General features: G+C 52.8%; 13 protein-coding genes. All 13 read right to left on the bottom strand.

Features of this window, described 5'->3' with window-relative positions:
- Positions 1-2: 2 nt before the first annotated feature.
- Complete coding sequence (locus CHH67_RS01390; RefSeq protein WP_095263179.1) at positions 3-452, bottom strand: cell division protein SepF; 450 nt, start codon at positions 450-452, stop codon at positions 3-5.
- 2 nt (positions 453-454) lie between these two features.
- Positions 455-1,144, bottom strand: a complete 690-nt coding sequence (locus CHH67_RS01385; protein ID WP_095263178.1) for a YggS family pyridoxal phosphate-dependent enzyme — start codon at positions 1,142-1,144, stop codon at positions 455-457.
- 8 nt (positions 1,145-1,152) lie between these two features.
- Positions 1,153-2,004 carry a peptidoglycan editing factor PgeF gene (gene pgeF, locus CHH67_RS01380; RefSeq protein ID WP_095263177.1) on the bottom strand — a complete coding sequence of 284 codons (852 nt, stop codon included), beginning with the start codon at positions 2,002-2,004 and terminating at the stop codon, positions 1,153-1,155.
- A gap of 84 nt (positions 2,005-2,088) precedes the next feature.
- Positions 2,089-2,424 (bottom strand): YlmC/YmxH family sporulation protein, encoded by a 336-nt coding sequence (locus CHH67_RS01375; RefSeq protein WP_095263176.1) that lies wholly within the window; start codon positions 2,422-2,424, stop codon positions 2,089-2,091.
- Positions 2,425-2,596: 172 nt separating this feature from the next.
- Positions 2,597-3,379 (bottom strand): RNA polymerase sporulation sigma factor SigG, encoded by a 783-nt coding sequence (sigG, locus tag CHH67_RS01370; protein ID WP_095263175.1) that lies wholly within the window; start codon positions 3,377-3,379, stop codon positions 2,597-2,599.
- 78 nt (positions 3,380-3,457) lie between these two features.
- Positions 3,458-4,180, bottom strand: coding sequence for an RNA polymerase sporulation sigma factor SigE (gene sigE, locus CHH67_RS01365; protein ID WP_007129475.1), 723 nt, complete (start codon positions 4,178-4,180; stop codon positions 3,458-3,460).
- Positions 4,181-4,325: 145 nt separating this feature from the next.
- Positions 4,326-5,363, bottom strand: a complete 1,038-nt coding sequence (spoIIGA, locus tag CHH67_RS01360) for a sigma-E processing peptidase SpoIIGA (RefSeq protein ID WP_176475444.1) — start codon at positions 5,361-5,363, stop codon at positions 4,326-4,328.
- Between the two features lie 239 nt (positions 5,364-5,602).
- Positions 5,603-6,727 (bottom strand): cell division protein FtsZ, encoded by a 1,125-nt coding sequence (ftsZ, locus tag CHH67_RS01355; RefSeq protein ID WP_095263174.1) that lies wholly within the window; start codon positions 6,725-6,727, stop codon positions 5,603-5,605.
- 57 nt (positions 6,728-6,784) lie between these two features.
- Positions 6,785-8,062, bottom strand: coding sequence for a cell division protein FtsA (gene ftsA / locus CHH67_RS01350; RefSeq protein ID WP_095263173.1), 1,278 nt, complete (start codon positions 8,060-8,062; stop codon positions 6,785-6,787).
- A gap of 219 nt (positions 8,063-8,281) precedes the next feature.
- Positions 8,282-9,031, bottom strand: coding sequence for a cell division protein FtsQ/DivIB (locus CHH67_RS01345; protein WP_095263217.1), 750 nt, complete (start codon positions 9,029-9,031; stop codon positions 8,282-8,284).
- Positions 9,032-9,094: 63 nt separating this feature from the next.
- Complete coding sequence (murA, locus tag CHH67_RS01340) at positions 9,095-10,378, bottom strand: UDP-N-acetylglucosamine 1-carboxyvinyltransferase (RefSeq protein ID WP_095263172.1); 1,284 nt, start codon at positions 10,376-10,378, stop codon at positions 9,095-9,097.
- A 16-nt stretch (positions 10,379-10,394) separates the two neighbouring features.
- Positions 10,395-11,300, bottom strand: coding sequence for a UDP-N-acetylmuramate dehydrogenase (murB, locus tag CHH67_RS01335; RefSeq protein ID WP_095263171.1), 906 nt, complete (start codon positions 11,298-11,300; stop codon positions 10,395-10,397).
- A gap of 159 nt (positions 11,301-11,459) precedes the next feature.
- The gene (murG, locus tag CHH67_RS01330; protein ID WP_095263170.1) at positions 11,460-12,569 is read right to left on the bottom strand and encodes an undecaprenyldiphospho-muramoylpentapeptide beta-N-acetylglucosaminyltransferase; all 1,110 of its coding nucleotides are present in this window, start codon (positions 12,567-12,569) and stop codon (positions 11,460-11,462) included.
- Positions 12,570-12,573 lie beyond the last annotated feature (4 nt).

Raw genomic sequence — 12,573 nt, 5'->3', positions numbered from 1 at the left:
TATCACCTCATTCTGTTATAGTCTTGTTCGTCAGCTAAAATCTCGGAAATGGTTCCCTGAATTTCCACCGTATCCGGCGTGCACAGAAAAATGTTGCTGCCCACCTTGGAGATGCCCCCGCTGAGCGCATACACCGTTCCGCTTAGAAAATCAATGATCCGCAGCGCCTGATCGTTCCGCACGCGCTGCAGATTGACCACCACGGTCCGGAACGAGCGCAGATGATCGGCAATCTCCTGAGCTTCGTCATAGGAGCGAGGCTCAGCCAGCACCACCTTCACATTTTTCTGCGAATGTATGCTCACAATATTGCTGCCCTTTTGATTTTGATTTTTGCGGTTCTCAAACGGTGTCTCCACCTGGTCTTCCTGAGAGGTCAGCGCCTCCCGCTCTACAACTTCCTCTTCCTCCTGCAGCCCGATAAAGTTCATAAACCGGTTCATCACGCCCATCGTCACTCCTCCTCTTTTCCCACTAGAATCGAGCCGAGGCGTACCCATGTCGCCCCTTCCTCTATGGCCACTTCAAAATCATTAGACATCCCCATCGACAGCTCGGTCAGCGGCTCGGCGGTAAGCGCCTGCCTGTTCAGCTCATCTCTCAGTTGTCTCAGACCGCGGAATACAGGGCGCGTGTCCTCAGCCTCCGATTCATAAGGGGCCATCGTCATCAGTCCAATGACGCGGACATGCTCCAGACTGCTGATGCTCTTCAGGAAGCCGGCTGCTTCCTCGGGAGGAAGACCGTACTTCGATTCCTCTCCCGATATATTCACCTGCAAAAAGGCGGATATTTGTATATTCAACGCAGCAGCTTTCTTCTCCAGTTCCTTCGCCAGCGACAGCCGGTCCAGCGAGTGGATGTACCGGAATTTATCGATGACATCCTTCACTTTATTCGTCTGGAGATGACCGATAAAATGCCAGGTGCCCCGGTCACCCAAAGCCTCCCACTTGCTCTTGGCATCCTGCCAGCGGTTCTCGCCGATATGCTGCAGACCGTGATCCAGCACCGCCGCTGTCTTCTCCAGCGAGACATACTTCGTCACCGCAATGATGTTGACATCCTGACGATCCCGGCCGCTGCGGCGGCAAGCCTCCGCTATGCGCTGCTGCACTTGATCCATACGTTCCAACAAACTCAAGGGACGGTTCACCTCTTTCTTAACCCGATCCAACTTGCCATACGCCCTGTCGTTCCCCCGTCCTTGCGGTAAGAAAAGAAAAAATCATGACTACAGCTTGTACACCATGTTGTACATTCGATATGTTCCGGCAATATTCCTGCTTTAATCATAATGTGTCTGTTTATTTCTTTCAAGTTCAGCATGTATTTCCCGTTGCCTTTGTCGATATACATCCCGGAATCGCCAGCGTTGCCGGAGCGTTCCAGACCTAATTCGCGCACGCGCGACATGACCCGCTCATCCACCTCGTAGCAGCATACGCCGATCGAAGGCCCAATGGCCGCGCGAATAGCTTCAGGCTTGCTGCCGTATGTCTCAGCCATCGTCTGCACCATATGCCGGGCGATCTCGGCCACCGTGCCTTTCCATCCGGCATGAGCCAGACCGACCGCTTCCTCTATGGGGTCCCAGAAATAGAGCGGGACACAATCCGCATAGAAGGAGGTCAGCAGCACCCCAGGCACCTGGGTCACCAGTCCGTCCGTATTTTGAAAAGCAGATTCCCGGTCCAGACTGCCCTTGCCTCTGTCGTCTGCCCTGACAACAGCTACCCGGCTGCCATGAACCTGCTCGCCGCAAGTCCAGTCCGCCAGCGTGAACCCGACCGCTTCCGCAACCCGGCTGCGATTCTGCTTAATATCCTCCGGCTCATCCCCGACGTGAAAGGCCAGATTCAGGCTGTGATACGGGCTGCTGCTGACGCCGCCTTCACGCCCCGTAAAGCCTGCCGTCAACCCCGACGACGCGCCCAGCTTCTCCCACTCCTCGAGAGCGAGCAGATTGGGACCGCTTCGAGCCATTCCTACAAACGGTTCCATGTCATTCACCTCTATCCCAGTGTACCAGAAAACCTGCCCAAGGCAACCTATCGAACAGCGCCGACGGCTTCGATTCGACCTGCGTTAGAAACTTCGTCTGTCAGGCCGGTCCGGCCGATCCAGATAACCGTGAGGCTCTTGCTCCTCCGGCCTTCTCAATTCCTCCATCTTGACCAGCACGACGTCAGAGCCGATTTTCACGATATTTCGCCATGGAATGATCAGTTCGCTGCCCCCTCCGAACAGCCCCATAAACTTGCCGTAGCTAGGGACCACGATCGCTTCGATGCGTCCCTGACGCAAATCGAGCTCCAGGTCGCTCACCTGCCCCAGCCGCTTGCCGTCGATAATATTAATAACATCCTTTGTTTGAAAGTCGGAAATTTTCATTTTTTTCCCCACCATCTGATCTGGTATCATGCCATCACACCCTAGATGTATTTATGACGCCTCATCCTATAGTTCAATATATGTGGCCAGCCGTCAAAATAACTTTATTTTTTGTATCGCCCATTCCCGAAATGCGCGCGGCAAGGCATGAAAAAACGATCCCGCGCACGGGATCGCTATCTGGTTTGATTGCAAGTTACATTCAGGACTTTACATGTTTTTGCATCTGCTTGATCGCGGACTTCTCCAGCCTCGATACCTGCGCCTGAGAGATGCCGATCTCATCGGCGACCTCCATCTGGGTTTTCCCCTCGTAAAAGCGCATGGACAAAATCATTTTTTCTCGCTGCCCCAGCTTGTGCATCGCTTCCCGAAGCGCAATTTCCTCTATCCAGGATACATCTTTATTTTTGTCATCGCTGATTTGGTCCATCACATAGATCGGGTCTCCCCCGTCATGATAAATCGGCTCAAACAAAGATACGGGATCTTGAATGGCATCGAGTGCAAAAACAACGTCTTCCTTAGGCACGTTAAGCGCCTCGGAAATTTCGAAAATAGTCGGTTCGCGGGAGTTCGCGTTGGTGAGTTGATCTCGGACCTGCAGCGCCTTGTAGGCGATATCACGCAGGGAACGGGAGACGCGAATCGGATTGTTGTCACGTAAATAGCGGCGAATCTCTCCGATGATCATCGGCACGGCGTAAGTGGAAAATTTTACATTTTGGGACAGATCGAAATTGTCGATGGCCTTCATCAGACCGATGCAGCCGACCTGGAACAGGTCATCCACAAATTCCCCCCGATTGTTAAATCGCTGAATGACGCTCAGCACGAGCCGCAAGTTGCCATTCACCAATTTTTCACGAGCTGACCGCTCATTGTTTTGCTGCAGCTCATGGAACAGTTCCCTCATTTCCACATTAGTCAGAACCGGCAGCTTTGCCGTATCCACACCACAAATTTCAACTTTGTTTCGTGTCATGATGGCTTACCTCCCAAGGAGAAACATTACTGTACATTATCTCCTTGAGGGTGCATTTTATTCCAAAGCGATTTCACCTCAGACCATCTTGTTGAATTCCTTGCGGAGCCGCTTGATAATTCTTTTTTCCAGTCGGGAAATATAAGATTGCGAGATTCCGAGCAGGTCAGCCACATCCTTCTGGGTCTTCTCTTCCCCGTCCTGAAGTCCGAACCGGAGCTCCATGATCATCCGCTCCCTGTCGCTCAGTTTATCCAGTGCTTTTTGCAGCAGTTTACGGTCTACCTGTTCTTCGATATTGCGGTAAATGGTATCATTTTCCGTTCCGAGCACATCGGAGAGCAGCAGTTCATTGCCATCCCAGTCGATGTTCAGCGGCTCGTCAAAAGACACCTCGCTCCGCGTTTTGTTGTTGCGGCGCAAATACATGAGAATCTCGTTTTCAATACAGCGCGAGGCATAGGTTGCCAGCTTGATTTTTTTCTCCGGGTCAAACGTGTTGACCGCTTTGATCAGACCGATCGCGCCGATCGACACCAGATCCTCGATATTGATTCCCGTGTTCTCAAACTTGCGGGCAATATAGACCACGAGACGCAAATTGCGCTCGATCAGCATCGCGCGGGTTGCCGCATCGCCTGAAGGCAGCTTTTTTAGGAGATACTCCTCCTCCTCTTTCGTCAGCGGAGGCGGAAGCGCTTCACTTCCTCCAATATAATAGATCTCCTGGCTTTTCAAGCCCAGTAAAAACAACACCCGATAATACTGCAGCTGCAGCGCTAATCTCCATTTCACTGGCATCCGTTTATTCCTCCTAAACGTTTTCCGGCTGGAAAACAAACGTCGTAGAAATTGCCTCGCCTCTTGAACAAGAAGCAGTCTCATCCATCCTTCATTGGCGCCCTAACCGATCTTCGCAAGGCAAGCAGGTCACGCATTCATTCGGTTAGCCGACCGTTCGCTCAGCTTCCTGTTCATGCGCCATCATGCCGCCTTCCGCGTTCGCAGCATCACAGCCGCCGGCCGCAATCGGCATTCCTTCCCCTTCTATCAACCCGGGATGAATAATCGCCCGGTAAGCCCGGTCGCCTGACAGTCGCCCTCCGTCCAATCCAATCAACACCTTGGTCGTTTCATAGGCCATCCCGCCAAGCTCAATGCGGATCATGTCCGGTTTGATGGCCAGCATGAATGCCGCCCCCCGGTTCACGCCCCGATAGGGGACAAGCCGCAATCGATCCTGCCAGGCAAATGCCGATACATCCGCTTCCATGATCAGTTTGTCCGGCTCCCCGCCCATCAGTTTATCACTCCAGCCCGGGGGCAGTTCTCGCTCCCATAGCGAAGCCTCCATGACCATGACGGGGGTCCGCGTTAACGGATCGCTCAATTGATTGCCTGTATCCAGAAGACCGGTGCACTGTACTTTCGTACTGCCAATCCATACGGTGACAGGAGCCAACAGCGTCTCCCGGCTCTCGGTTTTGCGTTTGGTGGTCTGAACCGCCTTGAACGCGAATACAACTACAAAAAAGGCAATACATGCAAACCAGAACCCCACCTTCAGCTCAAAGGACAGTCCCCCGGTCGCGCTATACCAAATCCCTTCAAACAGCTCACCTGAACTTTGCAGGAAATAGTGGAACCCGATAATCCCCCCGGCAATGGCAAAGTTCACGATATAGAAAGCGCCCAGATTGCGGATATATTCCTGCAGACTTGCATAACCGAAAGCGATCCAGATCATCATGAGGGATAGCATGAATTTAATGAGAAAGGTGTACAGGAACGACAGTTCCGGCACAAACATCATCACGACATACATCGCCCCAAGCAAGGAGGAGCATGCCACTCTCCATAAACGCGGCCGGATTCTTCGCATCCAGGCTGTCAGGGCAAGCAATATGCCGTCAATCAGCAGGTTGACGATGAATATCAGATCGATATAAACAACCAGTATCCTCACCCGTCTCTTTCGGATCATATCCGTTCATTTCATGCGGCATTTTCAGGGTCCCGGGAGATGTTTCTAGTATAAAAAGGATAGGAATCAAAGTCTGTCTAAACCTGGGAGGTGTCCACCGACTTTTTTTGTCGACCCAGCGGAAGTTATGAGAGGATACAGCGGATCAGGCGGCTAAATCTCTTACATGGATAAACGGCAGTATAAAGCCGGAAACCAAAAAGAGCTTCGCAGGCCTGATAGGCCTGGAAGCTCCTCGATTAGTCATTATTGCGAGAACGATTGCGAAGGAATGTAGGAATGTCCAGCTGATCGCTGGCACTCTGATTGCCGAACGGTCTTAAATTCACGTTGCTCTTCTCAGCTGGCGTCTGGTGCTGTTCAGGCTGGGAAGGCTGCTGCGTGCGGCGCCCAGGGGCAGCCGGAGCTGCTTTGCTCTCAAAGCCGGTGGCAATGACCGTAACCTTGATCTCGTCCTTGTACTTCTCATCGATAATCGCACCAAAGATCATGTTGACCTCCGGATCCGAAGCCGAGGTGACGATTTCCGCGGCTTCGTTCACTTCGTACAGGGACAGGTTCGCGCCGCCTGTGATGTTCATGATGACCCCGCGTGCCCCTTCAATCGAAGTTTCAAGCAGCGGGCTCATAATCGCCTTGCGAGCCGCCTCGGACGCCCGGTCTTCACCGGTTGCCATTCCGATTCCCATCAGTGCGGAGCCGCGCTCGGTCATGATTGTTTTGACATCGGCAAAGTCGAGGTTGATCAAGCCGGGAACGGCGATCAGGTCCGAGATGCCTTGCACAGCCTGGCGGAGTACGTTATCCGCTTCACGGAATGCCTCCAGCATCGGCGTCTTCTTGTCAACAATTTCAAGCAGGCGATCGTTAGGAATCACGATCAGGGTGTCTACCTTCTCTTTCAGAGCTTCAATGCCAAGCTCCGCTTGCGAGAATCTCTTCCGGCCTTCAAAAGTGAAAGGACGGGTGACTACACCGACGGTCAATGCGCCGCATTCCTTCGCAATTTCAGCGATCACAGGAGCGGCACCGGTACCGGTACCGCCGCCCATGCCTGCTGTTACGAACACCATGTCGGCACCCTTCAGCGTATTCATAATCAAATCACGGGACTCCTCGGCCGCTTTTTTGCCGACCTCTGGGTTGGCACCTGCGCCAAGCCCGCGAGTCAGCTTGTCCCCGATTTGCAGTTTATGCTCGGATTTAGCAAGATGGAGCGCCTGGGCATCGGTATTTACCGTAATAAATTCCACGCCTTGCACGCCGTTCTCGATCATTCGGTTCACCGCGTTACTGCCGCCGCCACCTACACCAATGACTTTAATTTGAGCCAAGCTCTCCATTTCAAAATCAAATTCCAACATCTAATCCATCTCCCCCTCAATGTGCGTGGATGGCACGTCCACTGTCAAATGAATCCGCTATATAAACTCACTGAACATCTTCTTCAAGCGCTCGATAAATCCCGGCTTCTGGCTGCTCTCCTGAGTTGCTGCGACAGGATTATGCTGCTTGGCGCGGTTCACCGGTTTCTTGGTATTCCCACTGCTGCTTCCTCCTGTATTGCGGACTCGGATGTTTCGGATCGCATTGTGGAGGATGCCGACTCCGCTGCAGAATCCCGGATCACGAACACCGATATAATCCGGTATGGCAATTCGCACGGAAGTCGCCAGCTCATTTTGTGCCACCTGCAGCACACCGGGCATGGACATCGTGCCACCCGTAAGTATATAACCTCCGGGAAGCTCATTGTAACCCAAGCGCTTCACTTCTTGACGTACCAATTGGAAAATCTCCTGAACCCGCGGTTCGATAATGGCCGCCAAATCCTCTTGCGTGAATTCCTTGTCTACGTTGCTTCCGATTCTCGTTACTTTAAATGCAACATCAGGAGCCGCGCTTTCGATAAGGGCGCACCCGTATTTCAATTTGACCTTCTCGGCCTGGTCGGTCAATGTCCGGAGGCCGTATGCGATATCATTCGTTACGAACTCCCCGCCGACCGGCAGTGTTGAGGTAGCCGCAAGACTGCCGCCTTCAAAAACCGTCAAGGTGGTTGATCCTGCGCCGACGTCCACCAGGACAGAACCCATCGTTTTCTCGTCCTTGGACAACGCAAGCTGACCTGCTCCAAGCGGAATCAGCACCAGATCCTTCACCTTCAGACCTGCTTTTTCTACGCATCGCAATAAGTTATGTATTGCCGTTTTGGCGCCAGTAACAATCGTTGCTTCCACCTCAAGGCGAACGCCGATCATTCCTCGCGGATCGGAGATTCCTTCCAAACCGTCAACGATAAACTGTTTTGCGACGACATCGATAATCTCGCGATCCGGAGGCAAAGCGACAACCTCGGCTGCCTTCAGCACCCGATCGATATCCTCCTCGCCAATCTCGCGATCCTCGTTCGATACTGCCACCACACCATGGCTCGATTGAAGTCCAATATGACTGCCTGAAATGCCGACATATACTTCGGATATTTGAATCTCGACCATACGCTCCGCATGATCTACAGCACTGCGAATGGATTGTACCGTTTGGTCGATATCTACAATTGCACCTTTGCGAATTCCCTCCGAGTCGGCAGATCCAACTCCAATAATATTAAAGGTTCCATTATTAACTTCCCCAATAATAGCACGAACTTTGGATGTACCGATGTCCAAACTAACAATGATGTCATTGTTGCTCAAGCCCTGGCACCTCCTGTTTTTAGCAAAATAAATACCATTATAATGACACAACTCTATTTATTCAACATTCGCCGGGCTATCCCTCTTTTTTCTACATATTTTTTAGTGCCAACATTTGCTATTCAAAAGGCACTAAAATTTCAATAGAAGAATCGAATTGCACCAGCTTGCCAATACTCTCAATTGTACCATTTATTCCTATCGCTGAGTAGGGGGGGCTTATTCCCCTTCTTCGTCCTCAGACTCGGCAACAAAAGGCACATAGGAGTCCGCCTCCAGCATCGTAATGAGACCCGGCTGCTCCACTTCGGTTACCTGATTGAGGTACTCCACTTTATCCTTCAGCAGGGAGACGGTAGTAATGACTTCAAACTTGGAGCGTGTGTACAGCTTAATCCGATCCGGAAATGACAGGGTCGGCGACGGCGTGATCTCGGAAATATCCGAGGTCAGGCTGCCGGGAATATCGGCCAGCACCTCGCTCAGCTTCGCCTTGTTCGGATCGGAAGGCTCCCAGTTCGTCAGAATCGGCTTCTCTACCGCGATGCCGCTGGCTGATACAGGCACGGATGTGCCGCTGGCCAGAATCGCCAGAAGCGAACCGTCACTGGTCAGCTCGTAAGCGACCGTGGGCTGTTCTTCAATCACGATGCTGATGCTTCCGGGGAACGTCTTGATCACCTGCGCCTCCCGAATCGTGCCAAGAGCCTGCAGACGCTCACCAATTTTATCCGGATCAACACCAAAAAACTGGTCGCCAACCCCGACTCCGCTCTCCTCAAGCAGCTGTTCATCCGTATTAAACGTATTACCCGTGATTTCGATATCCGTCACTTGGCTGACCGGGGAACGGAAGAACAGGATGGTCAGCAGGGCTATAAACAGCAGCAGCAGTATCCATATGATTTTCCTGGCTGTTTTCGGTCTGGGCTTGTCCTCTTTCAGGACAGGCATGGGTGTCTTGGACATATCCTCTCTCTCCATAAAGCCTGTCATCCCCTCCTATCGGTGAAGGAGGGGACGCCTAGGACCTCAATTGGCTAAATCAAGCGGCCGTGGCACCGGGGTCTCTCGATAAATCCGGGCGCCCAAGCCTTGGAACATGTTTTCAATCCGATCGTAACCGCGATCGATATGATGCACCTGTTCCACGACAGTCGTTCCCTGCGCAGCCAAGCCGGCGATAACCAGCGCGGCTCCGGCACGCAGATCCGTTGCCTCTACGGTAGCACCATAAATTCTCTGTACGCCTCTAATAAATGCATAGTTCATATCCGTTGAAATGTCTGCGCCCATTCGGGACAACTCCTCCACATGCTTGAAGCGTCCCTCGAACACCGTCTCTTTCATGACGCTAAACCCGTCTGCCAATGACAGGAGAACCATCACCTGTGATTGAAGATCGGTAGGAAAGGACGGGTACGGCGATGTTACGATCCGCTCCACAGCTTTGGGGCGGCTCATACAGCTTATGTTCATTATATCATTGCAGGCACTGGTTTGAACACCAGCACGCTTGAGCACATGGATTAGCGATGATAAGTGCGACGGATTCGTCTTCGTCAGCGTGACATTGCCTCTTGTTACCGCTGCGGCAATCATGACAGTTCCCGCAACGATGCGGTCGGGAATAATCTCATACTCACATGGCTCAAGTCGCTCTACGCCATGAATCGTAATCGTATCGGTCCCGGCTCCGACAATATTCGCCCCCATCTTGTTGAGAAAATGCTGGAGATCCTGGATTTCCGGTTCTCTCGCTGCATTGGTAATGACGGTTGTTCCCGCTGCTGTAGCAGCTGCCATCATGATATTTTCAGTTGCTCCGACACTGGCAAAGTCCAGATGGATATCCGTTCCTGTCAATCGGCTCGCACGGCAGTGGATTTTCTCGTCGCCCTCTATGATTTCGGCGCCGAGCGCTTTGAGTCCTTTGAGATGCAGATCAATTTTCCGTTCGCCAATCGCACAGCCGCCAGGCTGATAAATGGTCACTTCACCGAAACGGGCCAGCAGAGGTCCCATCAAAAAGATCGAGGAGCGCATCTGCTTCATTAAATCTTCCGGGACGTGAGACGAATTGGCTGACGCCGTATCCACGGTGACCGTCTCCAGCTCATGTCTGGTTTTGCAGCCGAGGCGGTTCAGTATGCTGAGCATCACTTCAATGTCGAGCAAATGCGGAACGTTGCTTAGACGGACAGTCCCTTCGGCAAGAAGACTTGCCGCCAGAATCGGCAAAGCAGCATTTTTTGCACCATGGATACGAATGGTTCCTGATAGGGGATTTCCACCCTCAATCACCAATTTGTCCAATGTATCACCTCCGAGTTTACCGCTCACCCATCACATAGACCTCCGGCACCAGTTGGATCCCGTTCTTGTCGGCTACGGTGGCCTTGATATGCTCCATCAGGGCAAGCACGTCCTCTGCTGTCGCTTGACCGGTGTTCTCAATGAAATTGGCATGCTGCACGGAAATTTCCGCTCCTCCGATCCGAAGCCCCTTGAGTCCGGCTGCTTCAATGAGCCTGGCCGCATGGTCGCCCGGGGGATTCCGAAATACGCTGCCTGCGGTCGCCGACTGCAGCGGCTGTGTACGCCGGCGGCGATCCTTGTAGGATGCCATAACCGCAGAAATCTGCTCGCGGTCGCCGTATTCGAGTGCAAATACCGCCCCCGTTACAATCCCTTTTCGCTCATGCAGAATGGAATGCCGGTAATCAAACGCCATATCCTCGGCAGCATAAGTAACCAATTCCCCTGTTTCCAGTACAATGTCAGCGGACTTAAATATGCGTGACACATCCGACCCATGGGCGCCGGCATTCATGTACACGGCCCCTCCGACCGAGCCCGGAATGCCTCCGGCAAATTCGAGACCCATTAATCCTTGTTTTCCGGCCAGAACACTGAGCTTAACGAACGACATACTGCCGCCGGCAGATGCCGTGCATCCGTCAAAGCTACAATGTTCAAACCCCTTACCGAGCTTGATGACCGCCCCGCGTATGCCTTTATCGGCAATGAGCATGTTGGAGCCCCGGCCCAGCTGAATCCACGGGATTTGATGGGCATGGAGAAGAGTGACCAATTCCGACAGCTGCTCCTTCGTTTCAGGGACAATCAGCACATCGGCCGGTCCGCCAATCTTCCATGTCGTATATTTTGCCAGCGGTTCATTCCATAGCACAGCCCCGACATTGGCCTCAGATAGTAGCGATTTCCATTGCTGCATCTAACATAAACCTCCCTTGACTTTCCAAACCAAAAGGCCATATCTTTGCGACGGGGCGAAGAGATGGCCGGGTGTCATAATGTCGGCCTCATGGGTGCGTCACGATTATAGAGTATCTTATGTCACGCTCTATAGGGATGTGACAATCGTCCGGCCGTTTTACCGTTTGCCCGTCAGCCTCCGAATCTCTTCAACAATTACGGCTGCCGAATCCGGCTTTCCAAGCTTGCGCGATGCCTCGGTCATCGCGCCTAGCACATCGCCGCTCTTCATAATGTCCTCAATCTGTCCGAACAGACGCTCCGCTGTCAAATCCTTCTCCAGGATCATGCGAGAAGCGCCAGCCTCCTCCAGCTGTCTGGCATTGGCTTCCTGATGGTTGTTGGTCACGTTCGGGGACGGAATCAGAATGGACGGAATGCCAAGCGACGTAATTTCCGCAAGGAACGAAGCCCCGGCCCGGTTGATGATCAGCGACGTAGCAGCCAGCACCTCCGGCATATTGCTAATATACGGAACGATATGCAGATGGTTTGGCATCGTGCCAAGCTCGCTGCGAATCGCCTCCCGTGTTCCTTCGAAATACGTCTCCCCGGTTACAAATACAAAATGAACGCCAGGGAGCCTGTCGATCATCGCTGCCATCCCCTTCATCGCCTCGTTGATGGCCCGGGCTCCGCGGCTGCCCCCGACAACAAGCACGATCGGGCTGTCGCTTGGAATCCCAAGCGAAGCAAATCCACGCTCACGATTGGCGGACATCACCGTCGTCGCGCGTGGATTTCCGGTATAAATTGCTCTTTTCGCTTTGGGGAACGCCTTCTCCGAGCCTTCAAAGCTGACCGCTACCGTGTCCGCATAGCGGCTCAGAAACTGGTTGGTCAGACCCGGAATGGCATTCTGCTCGTGGATCAATGTCGGGATGCCCAGCTTGGCCGCAGCGTATACGACCGGTCCGCATACATAACCGCCGGTGCCGATAACGATGTCCGGCTTGAAATCCGACAGCAGCTTCTTCGATCTGCTGACGCCCTTGAAGAAGCGCATGATCGTCCTCACATTTTCGAGGGACAGGCTGCGCCGAAATCCGGTAATATCTATGCTTTCAAAAGGAAGATTCTCCTGCGGGACAAGCTTGCTTTCCAAACCTCTCTTGCCTCCGATATATAAAAACTGAGATGTTAGCTCCTCAGCCTCACATTGTCTGGCAATGGCAACGGCAGGGTAGATGTGCCCCCCCGTACCGCCGCCTGTTAGTACGACACGCATGCCG

This window comes from Paenibacillus campinasensis, from assembly GCF_002272015.1.
GTDB lineage: Bacteria > Bacillota > Bacilli > Paenibacillales > Paenibacillaceae > Paenibacillus_AQ > Paenibacillus_AQ campinasensis.
This window is presented reverse-complemented; position numbering and strand designations above follow the sequence as displayed.

Excerpts from the sequence above, each read along its gene's own strand:
- CHH67_RS01375 (WP_095263176.1), bottom strand. The coding sequence starts at position 2,424 with ATGATACCAGATCAGATGGTGGGGAAAAAAATGAAAATTTCCGACTTT.
- ftsZ (WP_095263174.1), bottom strand. The coding sequence starts at position 6,727 with ATGTTGGAATTTGATTTTGAAATGGAGAGCTTGGCTCAAATTAAAGTC.
- murB (WP_095263171.1), bottom strand. The coding sequence starts at position 11,300 with ATGCAGCAATGGAAATCGCTACTATCTGAGGCCAATGTCGGGGCTGTG.
- sigG (WP_095263175.1), bottom strand. The coding sequence starts at position 3,379 with ATGACACGAAACAAAGTTGAAATTTGTGGTGTGGATACGGCAAAGCTG.
- pgeF (WP_095263177.1), bottom strand. The coding sequence starts at position 2,004 with ATGGAACCGTTTGTAGGAATGGCTCGAAGCGGTCCCAATCTGCTCGCT.
- sigE (WP_007129475.1), bottom strand. The coding sequence starts at position 4,180 with ATGCCAGTGAAATGGAGATTAGCGCTGCAGCTGCAGTATTATCGGGTG.
- CHH67_RS01345 (WP_095263217.1), bottom strand. The coding sequence starts at position 9,031 with ATGTCCAAGACACCCATGCCTGTCCTGAAAGAGGACAAGCCCAGACCG.
- CHH67_RS01390 (WP_095263179.1), bottom strand. The coding sequence starts at position 452 with ATGGGCGTGATGAACCGGTTTATGAACTTTATCGGGCTGCAGGAGGAA.
- murG (WP_095263170.1), bottom strand. The coding sequence starts at position 12,569 with ATGCGTGTCGTACTAACAGGCGGCGGTACGGGGGGGCACATCTACCCT.
- spoIIGA (WP_176475444.1), bottom strand. The coding sequence starts at position 5,363 with ATGATCCGAAAGAGACGGGTGAGGATACTGGTTGTTTATATCGATCTG.